At 40.1% G+C, this 23,678-nt stretch carries 20 protein-coding genes, 1 tRNA gene and 1 pseudogene; 16 read left to right on the top strand and 6 right to left on the bottom strand.

Annotated elements, in window-relative coordinates:
* Positions 1 to 3: 3 nt before the first annotated feature.
* The gene (gene rimO / locus ACZ42F_RS07345) at positions 4 to 1,308 is read right to left on the bottom strand and encodes a 30S ribosomal protein S12 methylthiotransferase RimO (RefSeq protein WP_464278482.1); all 1,305 of its coding nucleotides are present in this window, start codon (positions 1,306 to 1,308) and stop codon (positions 4 to 6) included.
* A gap of 80 nt (positions 1,309 to 1,388) precedes the next feature.
* On the opposite strand from rimO, the gene ACZ42F_RS07340 reads away from it, so the two are divergent.
* Genes ACZ42F_RS07340 through ACZ42F_RS07315 form a run of 6 tightly spaced genes read left to right on the top strand, consistent with a single transcriptional unit; the run spans position 1,389 to position 5,978 of the window.
* Positions 1,389 to 2,309 (top strand): aspartate carbamoyltransferase catalytic subunit, encoded by a 921-nt coding sequence (locus ACZ42F_RS07340; protein ID WP_464278481.1) that lies wholly within the window; start codon positions 1,389 to 1,391, stop codon positions 2,307 to 2,309.
* A gap of 13 nt (positions 2,310 to 2,322) precedes the next feature.
* A complete protein-coding gene (locus ACZ42F_RS07335; RefSeq protein WP_464278480.1) occupies positions 2,323 to 3,594 on the top strand; it encodes a dihydroorotase in 1,272 nt (423 codons plus the stop codon).
* Positions 3,595 to 4,950 carry a sigma-54-dependent transcriptional regulator gene (locus ACZ42F_RS07330; RefSeq protein WP_464278479.1) on the top strand — a complete coding sequence of 452 codons (1,356 nt, stop codon included), beginning with the start codon at positions 3,595 to 3,597 and terminating at the stop codon, positions 4,948 to 4,950.
* The gene (locus tag ACZ42F_RS07325; protein WP_464278478.1) at positions 4,947 to 5,156 is read left to right on the top strand and encodes a metallophosphoesterase family protein; all 210 of its coding nucleotides are present in this window, start codon (positions 4,947 to 4,949) and stop codon (positions 5,154 to 5,156) included. The genes ACZ42F_RS07330 and ACZ42F_RS07325 overlap by 4 nt, the downstream gene beginning before the upstream one ends.
* Before the next feature lie 44 nt (positions 5,157 to 5,200).
* A complete protein-coding gene (locus ACZ42F_RS07320; protein ID WP_464278477.1) occupies positions 5,201 to 5,410 on the top strand; it encodes a metallophosphoesterase family protein in 210 nt (69 codons plus the stop codon).
* Positions 5,411 to 5,432: 22 nt separating this feature from the next.
* Complete coding sequence (locus ACZ42F_RS07315) at positions 5,433 to 5,978, top strand: hypothetical protein (RefSeq protein ID WP_464278476.1); 546 nt, start codon at positions 5,433 to 5,435, stop codon at positions 5,976 to 5,978.
* Positions 5,979 to 5,995: 17 nt separating this feature from the next.
* Here the strand turns inward: ACZ42F_RS07315 and ACZ42F_RS07310 are convergent.
* The 3 genes from ACZ42F_RS07310 to ACZ42F_RS07300 form a co-directional block, all read right to left on the bottom strand.
* Positions 5,996 to 6,072, bottom strand: a tRNA-Pro gene (locus ACZ42F_RS07310).
* A gap of 51 nt (positions 6,073 to 6,123) precedes the next feature.
* On the bottom strand, positions 6,124 to 6,891 hold the full coding sequence (locus ACZ42F_RS07305; RefSeq protein WP_464278475.1) for an inositol monophosphatase family protein: 768 nt from the start codon (positions 6,889 to 6,891) through the stop codon (positions 6,124 to 6,126).
* Between the two features lie 12 nt (positions 6,892 to 6,903).
* On the bottom strand, positions 6,904 to 8,085 hold the full coding sequence (locus ACZ42F_RS07300; protein WP_464278474.1) for a class I SAM-dependent rRNA methyltransferase: 1,182 nt from the start codon (positions 8,083 to 8,085) through the stop codon (positions 6,904 to 6,906).
* Positions 8,086 to 8,149: 64 nt separating this feature from the next.
* Between ACZ42F_RS07300 and ACZ42F_RS07295 the strand changes: the two genes are divergently transcribed.
* Positions 8,150 to 8,614 (top strand): hypothetical protein, encoded by a 465-nt coding sequence (locus ACZ42F_RS07295; protein WP_464278473.1) that lies wholly within the window; start codon positions 8,150 to 8,152, stop codon positions 8,612 to 8,614.
* A 224-nt stretch (positions 8,615 to 8,838) separates the two neighbouring features.
* Complete coding sequence (locus ACZ42F_RS07290; protein ID WP_464278472.1) at positions 8,839 to 10,038, top strand: diguanylate cyclase domain-containing protein; 1,200 nt, start codon at positions 8,839 to 8,841, stop codon at positions 10,036 to 10,038.
* Positions 10,039 to 10,087: 49 nt separating this feature from the next.
* Here the strand turns inward: ACZ42F_RS07290 and ACZ42F_RS07285 are convergent, their stop codons facing one another.
* Both ACZ42F_RS07285 and sat (ACZ42F_RS07280) read right to left on the bottom strand, forming a co-directional pair.
* Positions 10,088 to 10,438, bottom strand: coding sequence for a DUF6955 family protein (locus ACZ42F_RS07285; protein WP_029968110.1), 351 nt, complete (start codon positions 10,436 to 10,438; stop codon positions 10,088 to 10,090).
* 23 nt (positions 10,439 to 10,461) lie between these two features.
* Positions 10,462 to 11,820 carry a sulfate adenylyltransferase gene (sat, locus tag ACZ42F_RS07280; protein ID WP_029968108.1) on the bottom strand — a complete coding sequence of 453 codons (1,359 nt, stop codon included), beginning with the start codon at positions 11,818 to 11,820 and terminating at the stop codon, positions 10,462 to 10,464.
* A gap of 631 nt (positions 11,821 to 12,451) precedes the next feature.
* On the opposite strand from sat (ACZ42F_RS07280), the gene sat (ACZ42F_RS07275) reads away from it, so the two are divergent.
* The 8 genes and pseudogenes from sat (ACZ42F_RS07275) (at position 12,452) to ACZ42F_RS07240 (ending at position 23,678) form a co-directional block, all read left to right on the top strand.
* Positions 12,452 to 13,741 (top strand): sulfate adenylyltransferase, encoded by a 1,290-nt coding sequence (gene sat / locus ACZ42F_RS07275; RefSeq protein WP_464278471.1) that lies wholly within the window; start codon positions 12,452 to 12,454, stop codon positions 13,739 to 13,741.
* A 210-nt stretch (positions 13,742 to 13,951) separates the two neighbouring features.
* Positions 13,952 to 14,446 (top strand): adenylyl-sulfate reductase subunit beta, encoded by a 495-nt coding sequence (gene aprB, locus ACZ42F_RS07270; protein WP_464278470.1) that lies wholly within the window; start codon positions 13,952 to 13,954, stop codon positions 14,444 to 14,446.
* Positions 14,447 to 14,496: 50 nt separating this feature from the next.
* A complete protein-coding gene (gene aprA / locus ACZ42F_RS07265) occupies positions 14,497 to 16,521 on the top strand; it encodes an adenylyl-sulfate reductase subunit alpha (protein WP_464278469.1) in 2,025 nt (674 codons plus the stop codon).
* A gap of 167 nt (positions 16,522 to 16,688) precedes the next feature.
* Positions 16,689 to 17,929 (top strand): annotated as a pseudogene (locus ACZ42F_RS07260) (NAD(P)-binding protein).
* A gap of 3 nt (positions 17,930 to 17,932) precedes the next feature.
* Entirely contained in the window at positions 17,933 to 20,221 is a 2,289-nt protein-coding gene (locus tag ACZ42F_RS07255; RefSeq protein ID WP_029968098.1) for an FAD-dependent oxidoreductase, read from the top strand.
* A gap of 9 nt (positions 20,222 to 20,230) precedes the next feature.
* Positions 20,231 to 21,376, top strand: a complete 1,146-nt coding sequence (qmoC, locus tag ACZ42F_RS07250; protein ID WP_464278468.1) for a quinone-interacting membrane-bound oxidoreductase complex subunit QmoC — start codon at positions 20,231 to 20,233, stop codon at positions 21,374 to 21,376.
* A 200-nt stretch (positions 21,377 to 21,576) separates the two neighbouring features.
* Positions 21,577 to 22,698: a branched-chain amino acid ABC transporter substrate-binding protein gene (locus ACZ42F_RS07245; RefSeq protein ID WP_029968092.1), complete on the top strand. Its 1,122-nt coding sequence runs from the start codon at positions 21,577 to 21,579 to the stop codon at positions 22,696 to 22,698.
* A gap of 74 nt (positions 22,699 to 22,772) precedes the next feature.
* A complete protein-coding gene (locus ACZ42F_RS07240) occupies positions 22,773 to 23,678 on the top strand; it encodes a branched-chain amino acid ABC transporter permease (protein WP_029968089.1) in 906 nt (301 codons plus the stop codon).

The following is a 23,678-nucleotide window of genomic DNA, read 5'->3' as shown; positions in this document are numbered from 1 at the left end:
GAATTAAACCAATCCCACCAAATCATAGACTTTAGTTTCCTCTATTTGAGCCTGGTAAAATTCTCCCACTTTTATATTTTCTCCACTTACGTAAGTAAGACCATCTATTTCTGGAGCCTGAAACCAGGCTCTACCTTCAAAAAGGGTAGGCCATTCCGGATTTTTCCTATCAATAATAACCTCTAAACTTTTACCTTCCCATTGTTTTAGGATTTGAGCACTGATTTTACTTTGTAATTGCATTATAATTTGCTTTCTTTTTATTTTTTCCTGAGCACTTACTTGCCTTTCTAATTTAGCTGCCCGTGTGCCCTCTTCTTTAAAAAAGGTAAATACACCCAGGTGATTAAACCTATTTTTTTCTACAAAATGGACCAGATGTTCAAAGTGTTTGCTGGTTTCTCCTGGGAATCCCACGATAAAAGTAGTTCTAAGACTGGCTTGAGGCAAAATCTCTCTAATTTGGTCAATAATTAGCTGAGGGTCTTTTTTAAAAGGTCTTCCCATTTGCTGGAGAATATCCGGATGAGAATGCTGTAAGGGTAAGTCAAAATAGGGTAAGATTTTGGGATTGTTTTTTATGATTTGCAGTAAATTTTTATCTATTCCTGAAGGATATAGGTAGAGCAAGCGTATCCATTGAAAATCAAACTCACTTAATTTGTGTAAAAGAGTAATAAGTCCATCTTTATAGCCCAGATCCTTTCCATAGGACGTACTATCCTGGGCAACAATCACCACTTCTTTTATTTTTGCTTTTTCTAATTCTTTTGCTTCTTGAAGTACTAATTCTTGAGGAACAGATTTAAGTTTTCCTCTAATCCTGGGTATAGTGCAAAAAGAACATCTATTATTACAGCCTTCACTTATTTTGAGATAGGCATAAGCAGGAGTTGTGATTAATCTTTGCTGACTGGTTCTAAGCTCGGGGAAAAAAGTTTTTAAATGATGATAAATATTTTTTTGTTCTGCAATGGGAAGGATTAAATCTACTTCAGGAAATTCCTGTTTTATTTCCTGAAAATAGCGATTAACCAGACAACCAGTAAGCACTATTTTGGGTTTTGGAGACAGATGTCTAGTGCTGGCAATTACCTCGCAAATATTTTCCAGAGACTCTTCAATGGCTGGCTGGATAAAAGAGCAGGTATTGATAAGGACCAGTTGAGCCTGGTTTAAATCTTCCACCAGGATAAAATGTGTGACCAGGATACCCAGGATTTTTTCAGTGTCCACCAGGTTTTTAGGGCAGCCCAGACTAATGACCTTCAGGCCTGGTTTGGCTGGATGGGAATTTGTTCTTTTCATTTGAGATAAATTAAGTTATTTCCTAAAAGATTTAAGCAAAGCTCGACTTTTAACTTTTAACCCAAAGGAGTCAAGTTTTTATGCACTGGAGACATAAGCATTTGCTGGATGTGGATCAACTGGAAAAAGAAGAGATTGAGCATATATTTGAACTGGCCAGGAATTTTAAAGAAATAAATAACAGGCCGGTAAAAAAGGTTCCCACCTTAAAGGGTAAATCTGTGGTGTTGTTTTTTGCTGAGCCTTCCACCAGGACCAGGGTTTCTTTTGATATAGCTGGAAAAAGGTTATCTGCAGATACCTTTTCTTTAAGTAAGAGTGGAAGTAGCCTGTTAAAAGGAGAAAGCTTAAAGGACACGGTTTTGACTTTGCAGGCCATGCGGCCAGATTGTATAGTGATTAGGCACCAGTTTAGTGGCGCAGCTGCATTTATTGCCAGCAAGCTTAATTGTTCTGTGATTAATGCTGGAGATGGTTGGCACGCCCATCCCACTCAGGCTCTTTTGGACGGTTTTACCCTAAAAGAAGAATGGGGGGAGTTGGCAGGAAGAGAGATTTTGATTGTGGGAGATATTGCCCATAGTAGGGTAGCCAGATCGGATGTAAAACTTTTTACCAAGCTGGGTGCCAGGGTTAGGCTTTGTGCTCCCAGGACCCTTTTGCCTCCCAGGGTGGATACCTGGCCGGTAAAGGTGTACTCTTCTTTAGAGGAGGCTGTAAAAGGAGTAGATCTTATTATTTGTTTGCGTTTACAACTGGAGCGTCAGGAAAAGGGGCTGTTGCCAGATTTAAGGGAATATAGCTGGCGTTATGGTTTAGGCCTGAAGCATTTAAAACTAGCCAGACCTGGAGCAAAGGTCATGCATCCTGGTCCTATGAACAGAGGGGTGGAAATAAATTCTGAGCTTGCCGATAGCCAGAAAAGCCTCATTTTAGAGCAAGTGCACTCTGGGGTGGCAGTAAGAATGGCCTTGTTGTATCTTTATTTAGTGGGCGCCTAAGGAGAGAAAGGTTATGAATTTTGATTTAGTAATTAACAATATTAAATTTTTGGGCCAAAGGGTATTTTTAGGTATAAAAGAGGGTAAGATTGCAGAGCTTTCCTTTAAGGATTTAAGCATAGAAGGAGTACCGGTTTTTGATGGGCAGGGATGTACCCTTTTTCCCAGTTTTATTGATGCCCATGTGCATTTAAGAGAGCCTGGTTTTGAATATAAGGAAGATATTGAAAGCGGGTTAAAGGCAGCTTTAGCTGGTGGCTTTGGCCAGGTTTTGGCTATGGCCAATACCAATCCCGTAAATGATAAGGCCAGTGTGACCGAGTTTATGCTCACTCGGGCCAGAGAACTTTATCCCTCAGGGCCGTCTTTGCATCCGGTGGGTGCGCTTACCAGGGGCTTACAGGGAGAGGAAATGGCTCCCTTAGGGGAACTGGCTCAAGCAGGGTGTAAAGCCTTTTCCAATGATGGTTTGCCTGTAAAAAACAATGAACTTTTTAGGCGCTGTGTGGAATATGCCCATGACCTTGGGCTTCTGGTAATTGATCACTGTGAGGACCCTGATTTAAGTGAAGCTGGCGTTATAAATGAAGGAAAAATGTCTTCTTACCTGGGACTAAAGGGTATTCCTACGGTAGCTGAGAGTTTGCAGGTGGCCAGGGACATTCTTTTGGCTGCTTATCTGGATATTCCTCTGCACTTAGCGCACATCAGTTGTAAGGAATCTGTCGAGTTAATTGCCTGGGCCAAGGAAAAAGGTATTCCCGTAAGTGCTGAGACCTGTCCACACTATTTGCTCCTTACTGAAGAGATTTTGGCAGATTACAATACCCTGGCCAAGGTCAATCCTCCTTTACGCACAGAAGAAGATAGGCAGGCCTTATTGGCTGCGTTAAGAACAGGAGTTATTGATATTCTGGTTACTGATCATGCGCCTCATGCTGACTTTGAAAAGGAAGTGCCTCTGGCTCAGGCTCCCAATGGTATTTCTGGTCTGGACACAGCCCTGGCTTTGAGTCTGGAACTAAAAAGACAGGGGCAACTTCAAGAGCAAGACCTTATAAGGCTTTGGGCAGAAACACCTGCAACTTTGTTTAATTTGAATTTTAATTCCTTTAAACCGGGTGATAGGGCTGATTTTATCCTGGTAGATGAAAGTAAAAAATGGGTAGTAAGTGAAAAGACCATGTATTCTAAAGGAAAAAATACTCCTTTTTGGGGGCAGACTTTAAGGGGCAAGGTAAAGTATCATTTTTTAGAAGGCAAACTTGTCTATGAGGATAAATAAATGGCCAGAATTCTGGTGGTAGATGACGACCCCAGTTTAAGGGAAGTGCTGGAAATAGCCTGTAAAAAAAAGAAATGGCTGGTTTACCTGGCTGCTGATAGTAAAGAAGCCTGGGAACACTTAAACGAGTATCCCATAGATATTGTCTTATTAGACCTGAAGCTTGGGCAGGAAAGTGGCCTGGAGGTCTTAAAAGAGATTAAAAAGGTTTATCCAGAACTACCTGTGTTGATGATAACGGCCTTTGCTGAAACTCAGAGTGCAGTAGAAGCCATAAAACTGGGGGCAGTGGACTATTTACCCAAACCCTTTGACCTGACCGAGCTTTTCTTTTCCATAGAGCGAATTTTAGAGGAAAAAAGATTACGCAGAGAAAATATCTTACTTAAAAACAAAGTCAAAGGTTACTTTGGCCGCATTATTGGCCAATGTGCCAAGATGCAGGAGGTTTTTAAGCTTATAGAAAGGGTTAGCCCCACCAACATCAATATTTTAATTACTGGAGAGTCAGGTACAGGCAAAGAAATTGTGGCCAGGGCCATTCATGAAGCCAGTCCCCGTCAAAAGGCACCCTTTGTGCCTATAAATTGCGGCGGGCTTCCAGATACCCTTATTGAAAGTGAGCTTTTTGGCTATAAAAAGGGGGCGTTTACTGGAGCAGATAGGGCCCGAAAGGGACTTTTAGAAGAAGCCCAGGGTGGGACTGTTTTTTTAGATGAAGTGGGAGAGTTAGCTCCTGGGGTACAGGTAAAGCTCCTTAGATGTTTACAGGAAAAGACCTTTCGTCCCCTGGGAAGTAGCGAAGAGCGAAAACTGGATGTTCGTTTTATTGCTGCCACCAATCAAAATATCCTGGAAATGGTAGCCCAGGGAGATTTTCGAGAAGACCTATTTTATAGGTTAAGTGGAGTTATTATCAACTTACCTCCTTTAAGAGAACGGGAAGAGGATGTGGTTTTGCTGGCTGAGTATTTCCTGCAACGAGCAGTAAAGGAGCAGAAGAAGAATATTCAAGGTTTTACTCCTGAGGCCTTAGAAAAGATAAAAAGCTATAATTATCCTGGTAATGTTAGAGAACTGGAAAACATAGTGGAAAGAGCAGTGGCCCTTGAAAGCACAGAATTTATTCAAGCCAGTTCTTTAATTGTTTATGAATACGAGAATCAAAGGAAAATGGAAGTGGAAGAGGTGCTGGCAGGTAAGATTAGCCTGGATGACTATTTGCTCCAGAAGGAAAAAGAAATCTTGTTGGTTGCCTTACAGCGCACTGCAAGTAAAAGTGAAGCAGCTAGCTTGCTGGGGTTAAATCTTAGACAATTGCGCTATAGACTGGAAAAAACAGGAATAGAAAAATGAAAATAGGGGTTATTTCAGATACTCATCTCTATCAGGTTTCTGCGGATTTTGTGCAAATAGTGGAAAAGTTTCTGCAGGATTGTGATTTGCTTATTCACTGCGGGGATTATACAGGAGAAGAAATTTATCACTACTTAAATAGTTTTCCCAATTTTGTGGGGATAAAGGGAAATTGTGATTTTTTTAGCTTAGAAGAAAAAAGGTAGTTTGCCACCAGAATAAAAAAATAGGGATTATCCATGGTTATGGAGTGTCCAACCTGGGTAGAAACCCAGAAGATCTACTCCCACTTTTTCCTCCAGATACCAATCTAATCTGTTTTGGTCACACCCATACTCCTTTGTGGAAGAAGGTTAAGCAGACCTATTTGCTAAATCCAGGTAGTCTTGCCTTTAATGGTACCCTGGCTTTAGTTTCCTGGGAACAAGAAGTACCAGAAATGGAGTTTATCTCCCTTTAAAAATCCTACTTGTTTTTTGTTGGTGTTTTTGCTTATTGCCCAGGGAAAAAGCAAAGGGACATTAAAATATATGCCAGAAAAGGATAAGTTTTCAGCTAAACAGCGTGGAATATTTAAGCTTAAATTTTTAGCCAAAGAGATTCTTTTATTTATTCTCACCGGGATAATTACTTTTCTGGTTTCTTCTAAGTATGATATTTTGGAGCGATTTCTACGGTTTTCTCAAAAACATGAGTCCTGGGAATTGGATGAATGGCTAATAGTAGCCATGGTTTGGGTGGTTCTTCTTTTGGTATTTTTAGTTAGAATGAATCAGAAACTAAAAAAACAAAAGGAACAATTACAAAAAGCCTGGGAAGAAGTAGCTGAATTAAGAGAGGTTATTCCCATTTGTGCCTATTGTAAAAAAATAAGAACAGATAAGGGTTATTGGGAACGGGTAGAAGAATATTTTAGCAAACATACCCATACCAAATTTACCCATGGAGTATGCCCCACTTGTAAAGAAAAGCTTCTTGAGGAAATCAAGGAAATAAAAAAGGAGATAAAAAAAGAAAAGGCCCTTTAAAAAAGGGCCTTACTGTCTGGTCGGGAAGACTGGATTTGAACCAGCGACCCCCTGCTCCCAAGGCAGGTGCGCTACCAGGCTGCGCCACTTCCCGTAAAGAGGTATGCCTTTTATATTTTCTTGTGCTTTTTGTCAATTAAAAAAATCAAGAAGTAAGCAACTTACTTAAGTCTGAGTGAATGAGGCCATTAGTGGCTAAAATTTCTCTATGCCCCAGTTCATAGGGTTTATTGGCAAAGGTAGAAACTTTGCCTCCTGCTTCTTCTACCAAAAGCCAGCCTGCAGCAGTATCCCAGGGTTTTAAGCCCACTTCATAAAAACCTTCAAACCTGCCACAAGCTACATAAGCTAAATCAATAGCAGCAGCTCCTGCCCTCCTTAGCCCCTGGGTGTGGAGAAGTATTTTTTTCATCCAGCTTAGGACTTCATCTACTTCTTGCCTGATGGAATAGGGAAAGCCTGTGGCAATAAGGCTTTTGTTTAAATCCCTTTCTTTAGAGACAGATATAGGCTTTTCATTTAAAAAAGCCCCTTCACCTTTTTGAGCCAAAAAGAGTTCGTTTAAAATAGGCAGATACAAAAAGGAAGCCACAATCTCTTTTTGATAGGCATAAGCCAGGGAAATGGCCACAAAGGGAAAACCATGGGCAAAATTGGTAGTGCCGTCTAAAGGGTCCAGGATAAAAGTTTCTTCTCCCAGGGTAAGGTGAAGAGCGCTTTCTTCTGCCAAAAAAGAGGCCTGAGGAAAAAGTTGTTTTAAATTCCAGGTCAAAAATTTTTCCACTTCCAGGTCTGTATTGGTTACTAAGTCAATCTCTCCCTTAAAGTTGATTTCGCGAGGCTTAAGCCAGTTTCTTTTAACAATCTCACCAGCTTCCAAAACCAATTCCTTTACCTTTTCCCAGTTTTTCATTTTAAACTCCTTTTATTCCACATAGCAAAATAGTCCCTTTAAATACAAGGTCTCAGGCATAAAGGGGTGAAGGGGATGATCTGGCCCTTGAAAACAATACTTAAGGATTTTTACTTTTTTGTGAACTTTATATGCCGCTTCTTTAACTATTTTCTGAAGTTCTTCAAGGCTTAGATGATAGGAACAAGAAGCAGTATAAAAAAAGCCCTTTTTAGCGAGCAGGCTTAAAGCCAGTTGATTATAACGCAGGTAAGCCTTTACGCCCTGTTTGTAGGCAGGTTTACTGGGAATAAGGGCTGGAGGGTCTAAAATAATCAAATCAAATTTTTCCCCTTCACTTGCTAACCTTTGTAAACTATTGAAGGCCTCTCCTTTTATGGCTTTTACCTGAAAACCATATCTTTGGGCATTTAATTTTAGATAGGCTAGTGCTTCGCTGGACCTATCCAGGGCAACAACTTCTCTGGCCCCACCTGCAAGTGCATTTAAACTAAAAGAACCTACATAGGAAAATATATCCAGGACTTTTTTGCCTCTGGAAATTGTTTTTATTAGCAACCTATTTTCCCTCTGGTCAAAAAACCAACCGGTTTTTTGTCCTTTAAGTAAAGGAAAGGAAAATTCTAAATCGTTTTCCAGGACAGTTTGGGTTTCTTGTTTTGCACCGATAACCTTTACTTCTAAAGGCAAATTTTCCATTTTTCTAGCTTTGGAATCATTTTTTAAAATGATAGAAGCAGTAGGAAAAATTTCCAGAATGTTATCTAAAATAAGCGAGGTTATTTTTTCCATTCCAAAGGAATTTATTTGTAAGACAAAGGTTTGCTCAAATCTATCTATAATAAGTCCTGGCAAATAATCACTTTCTCCAAAGACCAATCTGTAATAAGGTTTAGAAAATAAATTTTCTCTAAGTTCTAAGGCTAAATAAATTTTACTTTTTATTATTTCTTTTAATTCTTCTAAATTTTTTATTTTTTTTCTACTAAGTATTCTTATACAAATTAAACTGTTGGGATTTATAAACCCTGTGCCTACAAAATCATTTTTAGAAGAAAAGATGTGGACAATTTCTCCTGGAGAAAAGCTTTTTAGAGAATGTCTTTGAGTATCTATTTCATTGCTGAAGACCCACAAGTGGCCTTTGAGGATTCTTTTTTCTTCTTTGGGCTTTAAAAAAACTTTTTGAAACATCTTGTCTTTCCTTTAAGAATTATTTAAGTTACTTGCAAAAAAAGAACAACGAGAGGATAACTCTTTGCTATCTTTAAATAAAAAGATAGGACTGAATTTTTTACTTGCTTTTTTTATTTTTAATTTGTTGTTTTACTTTATTTTTTCCTTTTTTTTAGAGCAAAAGTTAAAAAAAGAAGAAGAAAAAAATGTACTGGCAAAACAGGCCAGAGTCAATGCCAGCTTGGCTCAAGACCTGGAGCAGGTAGCCTGCTTTGCCCAATTTTTAATTAACTCCAAGCAGGCCCATTTTCTTCTAACTTTACCCGGACAAAAGTTTTCTACCCAGGCAACCAATATCTTAAAAAGTGTACACATGCACGGCTTGGCTTTTTTAAATGAACAGGGCGAGGTTGTAAAAAGTGTTGTCTTAAGTTCAAAAAATAGGTTGCTTTCCTACTTACAAAAGCATGGAAGAGTTTTGCTAGCCAGGAAAAGGAAGTATCCAAAGGTTTTTGTGCCAGGGAATGTGGAGGAGGAGAAGTTGTAGTAGTTCCTTTAGTTGGAGAAACGAATAAATACCATCTTATTTTATTTCGCAGTTTTAGTGAAGAAAAGATAAAACAACTTATAAATATTACAGGAGTTGAATTTAGCTATCTGGCAAAAGAAGAGGTAAAGAATAAATCCTTTTTTTCTAAGCTAACGGATAAAGGTAAATATCTTGAATTAAATGATAAATATTTTTACTTTTATTGGTTAAAAGAAGATATCTTGGGTAATAAGTCTCTGGTTTTTAGTTTAAAAGATTTAAATGAAGACATTATTCAGGCCAAAGAAATATTATATAAGCTATTTGTTGTTATTTTAAGTATAAATTGTGTGCTTTTATTTTTCCTTAGTTCAAAAATTAAAAATATAGTTTTTAATTTTCTTAATAAGATAAATAGCGAACTTTCCACTATAAATTCTCTTCAGGATTTAAAAAGAAGATTAAATGTCTCTCGCTATGAACAAGAACTTATTCCTTTGATAAATAATATTAATAAAATGATTGGCAGGTTAGAAGACAATTCCTTAGGGTTTATGGAGAATCTAAAGCTTTATTCTGCAATAGTAAATCAAAGCACAGATATCATATTTCTTTACGATTTGGAGACCAAGAAAATAATTAAGTATAATAATGCCTTTAAAAACTATTTTGGTTATACTGATGAAGAGATACAGAGGTTAACTGTATATGATTTGGTGGATAATACCAGGGAAGAAGTGGATGCGATTTTAGCCACTTTCAAGAAAGAAAAGAGCTTATTAGGAGAAAGGCCTTACAAGAATAAAGAGGGTAAGGTCTTTTATGTGGATGTAAGTGCCTATGTTATTGAGCTGGCAGGGAAAAAGATTGTTAGCATCTTGGCCAAAGATATTACTGCCAAGAAACTAAGGCAGGAAAAATTAACTTACCTGGCCTTTCATGATGCTTTGACTGGTCTTCCCAATAGGCTTTATTTTTTACGCCAGGGGAAAAATATTTTACAGCAGGCAGAAGACAGGGAAGAAGTGGTGGCTTTAATTTATTTAGATTTAGATGACTTTAAATTAATAAATGATGTCTATGGCCACCAGGCCGGAGATTTTGTTCTGGAAAACTTAGCTAAAAGATTAAAGAAAACCCTCCGCAGGGGTGATTTGGTGGCCAGGTTGGGTGGGGATGAATTTGTCCTTATGGCTCCAGGGTTAAAAAAAGATGAAGATGTAAAAGTGGTGATAAACAAGATAGCCATGGAACTAGAAGAACCAATTTACTGGCAACAGGATGAGATAAAGCTTTCTGTAAGCATGGGGATAAGCCTTTTCCCGGAGCAAGGAAAAGACTTAGCCACTCTTTTGGAAAAGGCAGACCAGGCCATGTATGCTGCCAAGAAGAATTCTGAGCGTATCTATTATCTTTTTGAGGAAGATAAAAAGAGTGGTTAAAGGGAAAATAAAAGGAGAGGCTTTAAAAGCCCTCTCCTTTTTAAGTTTTTTATATTTCTGGAGCAGGCAGGTATTCAGATTCCTTGGCTGCCAATTCTTTTATCTCGCTGGATTTAGCTAAAACAGCTTCAATTACCTCTGAGCCTAAGCTTTTCTTCTCAGCTACTTGATTGAATAATTCCCTTAAAAAGGCAACAGGTACATCTGTAATTGCTCCCCTGGAGTCAATGCGGGCAGTATCAAATTCCTGAAGAATTTTGTCTTTCATTTCTTCAGATACTTCTACATTTAAACAACGCAGTTCTCCACCAAACATATATTGTACCTTTTCTTCCAATTCTGTACCTTTTATTTTGGCAAAGCGATTATCATCTAAAAGTACTACCATAAAATAGGCCATTTTAAACCTCCTCCTAGCTTGGTTTAAAGGTCCTCCAAATCTACTTCTAATTCTTTTTCCTTGTTAATTACATATTTTTCATTACAGAAGGGATAGTTGAAGTGTTTCCACCATTTTACAATAGCTTTGTATACTTCTGGCCTCATAATAATAGCAGGAGGTTGTACGCCTTCAGCCACCATGCCTCTTAAGAAACTTCCACTCAACTTTTCACGCTTGTGCCCACAAGTTTCACTGTAAGCCATTTCTTTACAGGTGGGGCAGTAGGAGAACTCCCTCATATTTTGAGGTCTAATGCTTAAACCATAAGGAACATCAGTGGGAGGTTTGGGGAAACCAAAACTGGGGATTCCCTTGGTCCATAAAATTTGGGTGGACCACTTATCATAATATTCACCTACAGCAGCGTGGTCACGACCAAACATATGATGAGTACAACCCATGTTCTGGCGAATAATTCCGTGCAAGAGAGATTCTAAGGGGTTACCATAACGCATATCCCAGAGACAAATGGTGGGTAAATGCCTTTCTGGTTTAATGTAACCGCCCAGGTTGACTGCTTCGTGACCTTCTACAATGGCTTCGTCAGGATAATCTCCTCTTCTCTTTACTCCGATAATGGCATTGACCAAGATGCCATGACAGGGTTCCACATCGCCAGTATAGGCAGCGTTTTTCATTAAGAACTCGTGCCCTACATGGGGGACATTTCTGGTCTGATGGTTGATAACTGTACGCCAGCCCCTTTTGTCAAACTCTTCTCTACATTTTCTGGGTGGAAACCAGAAACGGTCAAAAGGAGGACGCATTTTAGGTTCATTGATAATGGTATATTTTCCAGCCAGGACAATGGGATTTAAGCTGCGGTAAATGACCCAGCCTGGATGTTTTTTATTGAAGCGCTCTCTTACTACTTCGGGGTTATCTTCAGGAGTACCAAAGGTTTTGTGTGCTAGCTCTTCTGGATTGTCTATTTCCCAGACCTCTTCAATATCCAAAATGGCAAAGGGTTTGCCTTTGAGATTTAAAACCAAGCGGTCTCCAGACCCCACTCCCAATTTTTTGTAGTCTTCTTTGCTAATATCAAAGACCAGGGGATAGGGGAAAATCCATTCGTTTAAGAGCCTGCGTTCTTTTAAAATACGCTCCACTTCAGCCTGTTTCATGGAACCTTCTACAGGACTGAAAAATCCATAACAAATGGACATGATTTCGCGGTAAACATTGCGCACTGGCACGCCAGTTTCATAATGAAGAGTGGGCTTAATGTCATAAGTGGGACAACCTTTGATCATTTTTTTGGCAGCTTCCTTGTCTCTAACTACCCTTTCCACAAGTCTGCCGCCATGAGGTAAGGGCCTTTCAATGATCAAACTAGACATTTGCTGCACCTCCTCATTATTTATTTTAATTTCATTAAAACAGGTAGTTAGGTGTTTGGAATAGAATTAGTAGCTTTGTATTTTTTGTCAAGAAAAATGTGAAAAATTTCACTTTGGGGGGGGTTTTTGCTTTCACTTTCATAAGCAAAAAAGATAGTGCAACCTTATTAAAGTGAAAGAGCGTTTTTTAGTGAGAAGATTTTGTTTATGTTTATCTGTTTGGGTTAACTTTTGAGGATAGGTGATAATTGATTGTAAAATTGAGGAAAAAAGAATTTTCTTTGGCTTGGGAAACTAATCTTAGTTTTAGCCTTAAGGTGAACTTAGGGTTAGGAGTGATTTGAATTGTGGTCCTAGTTAAAAAAATCACAATATTTTTTGAGACAAAGAAGTAGAAAAAGGTATTTTGTTGTTTAACTATTTAATTTATTTAATCTTTATATTGTGAAAAAAAGAACTTTTATTCTTGACAACAGAATTTAGGGGGTGTAGATAGGTTTTGCTCTTTTTTAAAGATGTAGTGATTGTGAAAAAAAGACTTGCAACTTTTTTTAGAAGTGAGTAAGTGTTGTGTGCACAAATTCACAATCTGGCGGAAGCTGGGAAAAAACAAGGAAGGAGGAAACAGCTAATGTCTAATCTTGTTCCACCCCATGGCGGTAAGGGGTTAGTAATCCGCTTGTTGGAAGGAGAGGCTAGGGCTGAAGAGTTAAAAAGAGCCGAGTCCATGAAGAAGGTTCCTGTTACCAGTCGTGAGAAGGGCGATCTTATCATGATTGGTACTGGTGGTTTCAGTCCTTTGGAAGGTTTTATGACTCGTGCTGATTGGAAGGGTGTTTGTGAAAACTTCTTGCTTGCTGATGGTACTTTTTGGCCTGTGCCTGTAACTTTTTCTGTAACTAAGGAAGATGCTGCTGAGATTAATGAAGGGGATGAAGTTGCTTTGGTAGATCCTGAAAACAACAATGAAATTGTAGCTACTTTAAAGGTTACAGAAAAGTGGGAGAAAACCGAGGCTGATAAAAAGTGGGAATGTGAGATGGTCTATAAGGGCCAAGGCGAAGACAGTGCTGATGACAAGTTCTGGAAAGTAGCCTTGGAAGATCATCCTGGTGTTCAGATGGTAATGGCTGAAAAGGATGTCTGTCTTGCTGGTCCTGTAAAGGTTCTCAGTGAAGGCGAGTTCCCCACTAAGTTTAAAGGCGTTTATATGCGTCCTGCTGAAATGAGGGCTGAGTTGGAAAAGAGAGGGTGGAAAGAGGTTGCTGCTTTACAGCTTAGAAACCCCATGCACCGTTCTCACGAGTTTTTGGCCAAGATTGCCATTGAAGTTTGTGATGGTGTAGTTATTCACTCCCTTATTGGTAAGTTAAAACCTGGAGATATTCCTGCTGAAGTTCGTATTAAATGTATTGATACTCTTATTGAGCACTATTTTGTAAAGGAAAATGTAGTACAGGCTGGCTATCCCTTGGATATGCGCTATGCCGGTCCCAGAGAGGCATTGCTTCATGCTACTTTTCGTCAAAACTATGGCATCTCTCGCATGATTATTGGTCGTGACCACGCTGGTGTTGGTGACTTTTATGGTCTTTTTGAGGCTCAAGAGATTTTTGATCGCATTCCTTATCCTGAAGAGCCAGGTAAGGCTTTGATCTGTAAGCCTCTTAAGATTGACTGGACCTTCTACTGCTACAAGTGTGATGGTATGGCTTCTCTTAGAACCTGTCCTCATTCTAAGGAAGACAGGGTAATCTTAAGTGGTACCAAGTTACGTAAGGCCCTTTCTGAAGGTCAGCCCGTTCCTGATCACTTTGGAAGAGATGAAGTCTTGGCAATCTTACGTGAATACTATGAAGGTCTTACAGAAAAGGTTGAAATTAAGATGCAAAAAGCCGCTAGCGGCGATCCTATGAAATAAGTAAAGAAGTGTTCTTTGATATAAAAGGGAAAGAGTATTCTTTCCCTTTTAAAAAGTTTTTAAAAAATAGTTTGGGATAAATTTCACTTTCTCCTTGACAAGGAGAAAGATGCGCTGGTAATAATCAGCGTGCAGAATCAAGGTAAAAGGCCTTGGTTCTTTTTGGCTAGGGGTATTAATTATTAAAACCATATTAGAGGAGGATGAGTTATGCCAACCTTTGTTAATCCAGCCAAGTGTGACGGCTGCAAGGGTGGAGAAAAAACTGCTTGCATGTACATCTGCCCCAATGATCTCATGATCTTAGATCCTGAGGAAATGAAGGCTTACAACCAAGAACCTGATGCTTGCTGGGAATGTTATTCCTGCGTAAAGATTTGCCCTCAGGGTGCTATTGAAGCCCGTCCTTATGCTGACTTCGCTCCTATGGGCGGAACCAGTATTCCTATGCGCAGTGCTTCTGACATTATGTGGACCATTCAGTTCAGAAATGGTAACATCAAACGTTTTAAGTTCCCCATCAGAACTACTGATGAAGGCTCCATTAAACCTTATGAAGGTAAGCCAGAAGCTGGTGATTTAGATAATGAGCTTCTTTTTACTGAAACTGAACTCAAACAACCTAAGGAAGTATTAGGTAAGAAGTTTGAAGTTGCTAATGCTGATTATGTAGAGACTTGGGTTGATCCAAAGTATAGAAAGTAGTTGTAGGTTAACTTTTAAATTAAGAAATTAAAATTTAAGGAGGGATAAATATGCCTCAGATTCCTGCTAAGGCCAAACCATTGGGTTTACCCTTGGCTGAGCCTGAAATCGTAGAGATCAAAACCGATGTATTACTCGTCGGTGGTGGTATGGGTGCTTGTGGTGCTGCTTTTGAAGCCAAGAGATGGGCTGACAAATATGGCGTAAAAGTTCTCTTGGTAGATAAAGCTGCTTTGGAAAGATCTGGTGCTGTTGCTCAGGGTCTTTCTGCTATTAATACTTATCTTGGTGAAAATGATCCTGATGACTATGTACGCATGGTTCGTACTGACCTTATGGGAATCGTTCGTGAAGACTTAATTTTTGACCTTGGTCGTCACGTTGATGATTCTGTTCATCTTTTTGAAGAATGGGGTCTTCCTGTTTGGGTTACCTTAGAAGATGGTAAGCGCGTTGATGGTGCTACTGCCAAAAAGAAAGGATTGGCTATTCGCAATGGTGCCAAGCCTGTTCGTTCTGGTCGTTGGCAGATTATGATCAACGGTGAATCCTATAAGTGTATTGTGGCTGAAGCTGCTAAGAACGCTCTTGGCGAGTACAGAGAAGAAGATGGCAAGGGTACTGGTTACTTAGAAAGAATTTTTGTGGTAAAACTTCTTTTGGATGCCAATCAGCCCAACCGCATTGCTGGTGCTGTTGGTTTCTCTGTTCGTGAAAATAAGGTATACATTTTTAAAACTAACGCCATGTTGGTAGCTTGCGGTGGTGCTGTTAATGTTTACCGTCCTCGCTCCACTGGTGAAGGTATGGGTCGTGCCTGGTATCCTGTATGGAATGCTGGTTCTACCTATACTCTTTGTTCTCAGGTTGGCGCTGAAATGACCATGATGGAAAACAGGTTCGTACCTGCTCGTTTTAAAGATGGTTACGGTCCTGTTGGTGCCTGGTTCTTGCTCTTCAAGGCCAAAGCTACTAACGCTTTTGGTGAAGACTACTGTCAGACCAACCGTGAAATGCTCAAGCAGTACGAAGAAAAGGGCTATGCTCATGGTCCTATCATTCCTACCTGCTTGCGTAACCACATGATGCTCAAGGAAATGCAAGAAGGTCGCGGTCCTATCTTCATGGACACTGCTACTGCCTTGCAGGAAACCTTTAAGACCTTGGATAAGAAAGAGCAGAAGCACTTAGAAGCTGAAGCTTGGGAAGACTTCTTAGACATGTGTGTTGGTCAGGCCAACTTGTGGGCTTGTTTGAACATCGAGCCTGAAAAGGTTGGTTCTGAGATTATGCCCACTGAGCCTTATCTCTTGGGTTCTCACTCTGGTTGTTGTGGTATCTGGGTATCTGGTCCAGACGAAGATTGGGTACCTGAAGAGTACAAGATTAAGGCTGACAACGGCAAGGTTTACAACCGTATGACCACTGTTAACGGCTTGTTCACCTGTGCTGATGGTGTTGGTGCTTCTGGTCATAAGTTCTCTTCTGGTTCTCACGCTGAAGGCCGTATTGCTGGTAAGCAGTTGGTACGCTGGGTTGTAGATCACAAAGATTTCGAACCCAGCATTAAGGAAAGTGCTGAAGAGTTGGCCAAGCTCGTTTACAAGCCTTACTACAACTTCTTAGAGCACAAAGATATTACCACTGCTCCTGATATTAACCCCAAATACATCACTCCTCGTAACTTCATGTTCCGTTTGATTAAGGCTACTGACGAATATGGTGGTGGTGTTGCTACTTACTATGTAACTTCTGAAAAGTTGTTAGAACGCTGTGAAGAGCTCCTGGATATGTTGGAAGAAGACTCTGAAAAACTCTGTGCTCGTGACTTACACGAACTCTTAAGAGCTTGGGAAAACTACCATCGTCTCTGGACTGTACGTTTGCACGTATTACACATTAAGTTCCGTAAGGAAACTCGTTATCCTGGTTTCTACTATCGTGCTGACTTTATGGATCTTAATGACGAAGAATGGAAGTGCTTCACCAACTCTCAGTTTAATCCTGAGACCGGTGAGCTTAAGTTCTTCAAGAGACCTTACATTCAGATCATTCCTGATCCTATGCATCCATAAGGATGTTTTAAAGCTGGCTGTGGTTAATTCCACGGCCAGCTTTTTTTATATTTTTTATATTTTTATCTTTTCTTTTTAGACCAAGTGGTCTAAGTCGAAGCTTAAACAAGTTTTGACTTAGGCCATTTGATTGATAAGACCTTTGGAAAATTTGAGGGAGGATTGGCATGAGTAACAGTATATTAGTATTAGGTGGCGGCTTTAGCGGGCTTACCGCTGCTTTAGAAGCAGCCGAAGTAGGGTATGAAGTTTTTATAGTAGAAAAACAGCCTTATTTGGGCGGACGGGTGGCACAATTAAACAAGTATTTTCCCAAACTGTGTCCTCCCACTTGTGGTCTGGAGATAAACTTCCAGAGAGTAAAGAAAAATCCCAATGTGAAGTACTTTACTCTTGCTGAGGTGACCAAGATTAGTGGTGGACCTGGTAATTACGAGGTAACAGTGAAGATTAAACCTCGTTTTGTAAATAATAATTGTACTGCCTGTAATAAGTGTGTGGAAGTTTGTCCTGTAGAAAGAGAATGTGAATTTGATTTTGGCTTGGGCAAGACCAAGGCTATCTATAAGCCTCATACCATGGCCATGCCCATGCAATATGTTATTGATGCTGAAGTTTGTACAGGCACCTCCTGTGCCAAGTGTGTGAGTGCCTGTGAATATAAGGCCATTGACCTGGAAGATAAAGAAAAAGAAGTAGTTTTAAATGTGGGCTCCATTGTGGTAGCTACTGGTTGGAAGCCTTATGATATTAAGAACCTTACTAATTTGGGCGCAGGTCAAATTAAAAATGCCATTTCCAATATGCAAATGGAAAGGTTGGCTGCTCCCAATGGTCCTACTGGGGGCAAGATTGTAAGGCCTTCTGATGGCAAGGAACCTCAAAGAATTGCCTTTGTTCAGTGTGCTGGTTCCAGAGACCAGAACCATTTAAATTACTGCTCTTATATCTGTTGTATGGCTTCTCTTAAACAATGTACCTATATTAGAGAGCAATATCCTGATGCTGAGATTGTGATTTACTACATAGACTTAAGAGCTCCTGGCCGTTATGAAAAGTTTTTAAATAAAGTCCAGGCTGATGAAAAGATTAAAATGGTGAAGGGTAAAGTTGCCAAGTTAGAAGAAGACAGTGAAGGTAATGTAATTGTAACTGCTGAAGACATTATCGCTGGAGTGAAAAAGAGGAAACCTACGACCTGGTGGTCTTGGCCACTGGTATGCAACCTTCTTTAGATGGAGTAGAATTCCCTGCAGATGTGGAGGTAAAGGAAGGTTTTGTCGTAGGTGGAGAAGATAAGGGAATTTTTGCCGCAGGTTGCGCCAAAATGCCATTAGATGTTATGACTTCTGCAGAAACAGCAACAGGTGCGGCTTTAAAAGCTATTCAAACTTTGGTCAGGAGGTAAGACATGGCAAAAAAAATAGGAGTATATATCTGCACAAGTTGCGATATAGGTAACAGGGTAGATATAGAGAAAGTAAAGGAATTTATTGATGATGAATGCGCTCCTGCTCTAATCAAAGAGCTTCCCTTTCTTTGTGGGCAGGAAGGTGTAGAAGCAATCAAAAAAGATATTGCAGAAGAAGAAATAAATGCAGTGTGTATAGCTGGTTGCTCTCCTAGAGTAAACTGGGATGTCTTTGATTTTGGCCCTGAGGTTCTGGTAGAAAGGGCTAATATTCGTGAGCTTGGAGTATGGAGCTTTAAAGAGCCTGAAGATTTGCCACCTATTGAAGAGACTGACTTGGAAGCAGACCATATCACCATGATGGTTCAGGACTACATCAAAATGGCTGTAATGAAACTGGAAAAAGCAGAAAAACCTGAACCTGAAATTCCAGAAATCAATAAAACTATCCTGGTTGTAGGTGGTGGTTTTACTGGTCTTTCTGCTGCTTTGGATGCTGCCAAGGCTGGTTATGATGTGGTGATTGTAGAAAAGGAAGATCGTTTGGGTGGCTTTGCTGCCAAAATGTATAAGAAGACTCCTTCTAAATATCCTTTTACCAGCACAGAAGAAAACGACATTGAAAAATTAATTGCCGAAGTAGAGCAAAATGATAAGATTAAGGTTTTGACTTCTGCTGCTATTCAAAAGATTGCTGGTGCTCCTGGAATTTATGAAGCCACAGTCAAAGTGGGTGAAGAAGAGCAAACCTTAAACATTGGTGCTGTGGTTTTGGCTACTGGTTGGAAGCCTTATGATGCTTCTAAACTTTCCCATTTGGGTTATGGTCAAATTAAAAATGTTGTGACCAATGTGGAGTTTGAGACCTTGGCCAAAGAAGGCTTAAAAAGACCTTCTGATGGTGCTCCTGTAAAAAGTGTTGCCTTTATCCAGTGTGCTGGGCAAAGAGACCCTGAGCACTTGCCTTATTGTTCTTCCATTTGTTGTATGGTTTCCCTAAAACAGGCCCAGTATGTGCGTGAACTGGATGAAAATGCAAAGGCCTTTATCTTTTATAAAGATATGCGCACCACTGGTATTATGGAAAATTATTATAAAGCCGCTCAAGACGATCCTGGTATCTTTTTGACCAAGGCAGAAGTTGAAGAAATATCCCAGGATGGCGATCAAGTAGTGGTAAAGGTAAAAGATACCCTCTTGGGCGAAGACCTGGAAGTAAAGGTAGATATGTTGGTCCTGGCTACAGGTATTGTGCCTACTACTGCTGAAGAAGCCAAGCTGGAATTGGAGTGCAAGAGCCAGGCTAGTGAAGGAGAAGAGGAAAAGAAAGAAGAAAGTGAAACCTGCGAGAATCCTTTACTTGCCAAATTACAAGAAGCTTCCTGTCTTAAACTGCAATATAGACAGGGGCCAACCTTCCCTGATTTGATGCTTTTTGATGGTTTTGCTGATTCTAACTATATTTGCTTTCCTTATGAAACCAGAAGAACCGGTATTTATGCTGCTGGTTGCGTAAGGCAGCCCATGGGTATGGTTGCTGCCAAGGAAGATGCTACTGGTGCAGCTTTAAAGGCCATTCAGTGTATTGAGTCTGCCAATAGAGGTGTAGCTGTACATCCTCGTTCTGGGGATATGTCCTATCCCAAGTTTAACTTTGTACGTTGTACTCAGTGTAAGAGATGTACAGAGGAATGTCCTTTTGGTGCCTTGGATGACGATGAAAAGGGAACACCAAAACCCAATCCCACCAGATGCCGTCGTTGTGGTACCTGTATGGGTGCCTGTCCTGAAAGGGTTATCTCCTTTGATAACTATTCCATTACCATGGTTAATGATATGATTACTTCTATTCAGGTACCTGAGTATCCTGAAGATGGTGGATATAGAATTCTGGTTCTTTGCTGTGAAAACGATGCCTATCCAGCTTTGGATATGGCTGCCATGAGAGGCAAAAAATGGTCTTCTTATGTGCGTTTTATCCCTGTACGTTGTCTTGGTTCTGTAAATACCCAGTGGATTGCAGAGGCCATGTCCAAGGGCATTGATGGTGTGCTTCTCTTGGGTTGTAAGTACGGTGAAGATTATCAATGCCACTTTGTAAAGGGTAGTGAACTCTGTAATCGTAGAATGGAAAACGTGGCTGAGACTTTAGCCAGATTACAGGTTGAAGCTGAAAGAGTTAAACAGGTCCAGGTATCTATTGATGAATACGATAAGGTACCTGAAATTATAGACCAGTTTGTGGAAGAAATAGAAGGTTTTGGTGCTAACCCATACAAGGGATTCTAGGGAGGGCTTATGGCTAGATTAGTAGTAGATCCGGATGTACAATTTATTAGAGACCTGCAAGCTGCAGGTGGTGAGTCCATTAAAAAATGTTATCAGTGCGCTACTTGTAGCGTAATCTGTCCACTTTCTCCTGAGGAAAACCCTTTTCCTCGTAAAGAAATGATTTGGGGACAGTGGGGATTAAAGGATAAATTGGTTAATGATATTGACATTTGGCTTTGCCATAACTGCGGTGAGTGTTCTGACCTTTGTCCTAGAGGAGCCAGTCCTGGAGATGTTTTAGCTGCTCTTAGGAATATGGCTTATCGTTCTTTGGCTAAGCCTGCCATTCTGGGTAAGTGGCTTAGCTCTGCTAAGTATTTACCCATTTTATTTGCTATTCCTGCTTTAATTTACCTAATTATTTGGGGATTTACCACCGGGCTTACCATTCCTGAGGGAGAGATTGTTTTTGGCAAGGTATTCCCTGGTGATTATACCATTGACCCTGTATTTGGCCTGGTAGCTGTTTTTGTGCTCTTTACCTTTGCCTCAGCCATTGGCAATCTTTTTAAGTCCTTTAAAGAGAGCGGTTACACTCCCAAGGAAGATGCTCCTGGCTTCTGGCAGGCCCTTTTGGATGTGGTTAAAGAAGAGATTATTACCCACTCCAAATTTCAAAAGTGTTCTTCCAATGCTGAAAGGTATAAAGGCCACTTGTTCCTGTTTTATGGTTTTGTGGCCCTTTTCATTGTTACCTCTATCGTAGCAGTTGGACACTGGGGTGGAAGGTTAATTGGCCATGAAATGCACACTCCCCTGGCCCTCTGGAATCCAGTAAAAATTTTGGCCAATGTGGGAGCTATCTTGCTTATTGCTGGTTTGGTCTTGATTACCAGAATGCGTTTAAATGCTGATCCTTCCAAGAGTGTAAGTTCTTACTATGACTGGTATCTTTTGGGTGTAATCTGGGCCATTGCCCTTACTGGACTTTTAAGTGAGATTTTACGTGTGGCCAATGTGGCTGCTCTGGCCTATCCCATGTACTACTTACACCTGATTTCTGTATTTATGCTCATTGCTTATCTTCCCTGGACCAAGCTTGCTCACTTGGTCTATCGTACCGTGGCTTTGGCCTATGCCCGTCAGGTCGGTCGCAAAGGCCTTGGCGAATAAGCTTCGTAAAAATTAAACTGTGTTTTTAAAAGCCCTACCATTTGGTAGGGCTTTTTTTGTTTTTTCTGAATAAAATTCTGATAATTTTGTTTTTAGGTGAAAAAACAAAAAATAATAAGAAGAAAATAAATAAAAAGTTGATTTGGACTTGAATTTTGAGTATGGCTGTCTGGAAAATAGAAATAGAAGGAGGGGTGTAGATGAGAAAAGTTTTGCTTAGTTTACTGGTTGGCTTGGGCCTGCTTTTTAGTTTTGGTCCTGCTTTTGGAAAAACTATTAAAATTGGTCTTCTTTGTCCTTTAACTGGCTCCTGGGCTAGTGAAGGGCAGGATATGGAAAAGATTGTTAAACTCCTGGCTGAAGAACTCAATGCCCAGGGTGGACTTTTGGGAAGTGAAGTGGAAGTGGTGGTAGAAGATGATGGTGGAGATCCCAGAACTGCTGCTTTGGCTGCTCAGAGGCTTTCTGCTCAGGATATTGTAGGAGTTATTGGTACCTATGGCTCCTCTGTAACTGAGGCTACCCAGGCTATTTTTGATGAGGCCAAGATTATTCAGATTGCCAATGGTTCCACTGCCATTCGTTTAACTGAAAAGGGGTTAAAATACTTTTTTAGAACATCTCCTAGAGATGATGAACAGGGAAGAGTAGCTGCCAACTATCTTACTGGCAAAGGATTTAAGAGGATAGCTATTTTGCATGATAACACTACCTATGCCAAGGGTCTGGCTGATGAGACCAAGTCCTTGCTGGAAAAGAAGGGTGCCAACATTGTTTTTTATGATGCCTTAACTCCAGGAGAAAGGGATTATTCTGCTATTTTGACCAATCTTAAGGCTGCTAATCCTGATGTGGTCTTTTTTACTGGTTATTATCCCGAAGCTGGCTTGTTGCTCAGGCAGAAAAAGGAAATGGGCTGGAATGTTCCCTTTATAGGTGGTGATGCTACTAATAATCCTGATTTGGTAAAAATTGCTGGCAAGGATGCTGCTGAAGGCTTTATGTTTTTGAGTCCTCCTGTACCTCAAGACCTGGATAGTAAAGAAGCCAAAGACTTCTTGGCTGCTTATAAGAAAAAATATGGCGATCTTCCTGGCTCTGTCTGGGCAGTGCTTTCTGGAGATGGTTTCTTGGCTTTGACCACTGCTATCAAGGCCACCAAGTCTACTGATTCTGATGTGCTTGCTGATTATCTTCACAACAAACTAAAAGATATGCCAGGACTTACTGGTAAGATTTCTTTTGATAGCAAGGGAGATAGAGTGGGTGACCTCTATCGTATTTATAAAGTGGATGCCAATGGCAACTTTGTTCTGCAATAGATAAGTTAAGTATCAAAAGGGCTGTTCTACCAGGACAGCCCTTTTTCTTGTAAATTTTATTCTGGAGAAAAAGTATGGAGTTATTCATTCAGCAACTTACCAATGGACTTGCTATCGGTGGAATATATGCCCTTATTGCTCTTGGTTATACCATGGTCTATGGCGTGATGAAGCTTATTAACTTTGCCCATGGAGATTTATTTTCTATTGGGGCTTATCTGGGCCTTACCTTACTTCTTTCCTTAGGGTTAGTGGACAAAATAGGTGTATTGGGCGGAATTTTACTACTTATGCTTATGGTCATGGGGCTGGTAGGTATTATTGGCATTATTTTAGAAAGAGTGGCCTATCGCCCCTTAAGAAAGGCCGACCGATTGGCTGCAGTAGTTTCAGCCCTGGGGGCATCTATCTTTTTTGCCAACAGTTTAATGCTTATTTATGGGGCAAAGTTTAGAGTCTATCCTCACAATATCCTGCCCAAAATGGCAGTGGATATTTTGGGAATGAAAATACCTTTAATCCGTATTTTGCTTTTACTGGCTTCCTTTATCCTGATGACTGCTTTATACCTCTTTGTGCAAAAGACCAAAACAGGTACAGCTATTAGAGCTGCAGCCATTGACCAGGGTGCAGCCAAGCTTATGGGTATAAATGTAAATAAAATTATTTCCATTGTATTTTTTATTGGTCCGGCTTTAGGCGGGGCTGCAGGGATTATGGTTGGACTTTATTATGGACAAATAAACTTTCTTATGGGATGGCTTTATGGATTAAAAGCCTTTATTGCTGCTGTTATTGGAGGAATTGGTAATATTCCTGGAGCTATGCTTGGTGGAATTATTTTAGGAGTAGTGGAGTCTTTAGGGGCTGCGTATGTTTCTTTTGCCTGGAAAGATGCTATAGCCTTTTTGGTTTTAATTATTATTTTAATTGTTCGTCCAACTGGAATATTGGGAGAAAGAGTTGCTGAAAAGGTGTAA

It is taken from the genome of Desulfonauticus autotrophicus (assembly GCF_055381725.1).
This window is presented reverse-complemented; position numbering and strand designations above follow the sequence as displayed.

What these genes read in the sequence shown, in the direction of transcription:
- sat (WP_029968108.1), bottom strand. Translation starts at nt 11,820, where the DNA reads ATGTCTAGTTTGATCATTGAAAGGCCCTTACCTCATGGCGGCAGACTT.
- ACZ42F_RS07335 (WP_464278480.1), top strand. Translation starts at nt 2,323, where the DNA reads ATGAATTTTGATTTAGTAATTAACAATATTAAATTTTTGGGCCAAAGG.
- ACZ42F_RS07305 (WP_464278475.1), bottom strand. Translation starts at nt 6,891, where the DNA reads ATGAAAAACTGGGAAAAGGTAAAGGAATTGGTTTTGGAAGCTGGTGAG.
- qmoC (WP_464278468.1), top strand. Translation starts at nt 20,231, where the DNA reads ATGGCTAGATTAGTAGTAGATCCGGATGTACAATTTATTAGAGACCTG.
- aprA (WP_464278469.1), top strand. Translation starts at nt 14,497, where the DNA reads ATGCCTCAGATTCCTGCTAAGGCCAAACCATTGGGTTTACCCTTGGCT.
- ACZ42F_RS07300 (WP_464278474.1), bottom strand. Translation starts at nt 8,085, where the DNA reads ATGTTTCAAAAAGTTTTTTTAAAGCCCAAAGAAGAAAAAAGAATCCTC.
- ACZ42F_RS07255 (WP_029968098.1), top strand. Translation starts at nt 17,933, where the DNA reads ATGGCAAAAAAAATAGGAGTATATATCTGCACAAGTTGCGATATAGGT.
- ACZ42F_RS07245 (WP_029968092.1), top strand. Translation starts at nt 21,577, where the DNA reads ATGAGAAAAGTTTTGCTTAGTTTACTGGTTGGCTTGGGCCTGCTTTTT.
- ACZ42F_RS07340 (WP_464278481.1), top strand. Translation starts at nt 1,389, where the DNA reads ATGCACTGGAGACATAAGCATTTGCTGGATGTGGATCAACTGGAAAAA.
- aprB (WP_464278470.1), top strand. Translation starts at nt 13,952, where the DNA reads ATGCCAACCTTTGTTAATCCAGCCAAGTGTGACGGCTGCAAGGGTGGA.
- ACZ42F_RS07240 (WP_029968089.1), top strand. Translation starts at nt 22,773, where the DNA reads ATGGAGTTATTCATTCAGCAACTTACCAATGGACTTGCTATCGGTGGA.
- ACZ42F_RS07330 (WP_464278479.1), top strand. Translation starts at nt 3,595, where the DNA reads ATGGCCAGAATTCTGGTGGTAGATGACGACCCCAGTTTAAGGGAAGTG.
- sat (WP_464278471.1), top strand. Translation starts at nt 12,452, where the DNA reads ATGTCTAATCTTGTTCCACCCCATGGCGGTAAGGGGTTAGTAATCCGC.
- ACZ42F_RS07285 (WP_029968110.1), bottom strand. Translation starts at nt 10,438, where the DNA reads ATGGCCTATTTTATGGTAGTACTTTTAGATGATAATCGCTTTGCCAAA.
- ACZ42F_RS07325 (WP_464278478.1), top strand. Translation starts at nt 4,947, where the DNA reads ATGAAAATAGGGGTTATTTCAGATACTCATCTCTATCAGGTTTCTGCG.
- rimO (WP_464278482.1), bottom strand. Translation starts at nt 1,308, where the DNA reads ATGAAAAGAACAAATTCCCATCCAGCCAAACCAGGCCTGAAGGTCATT.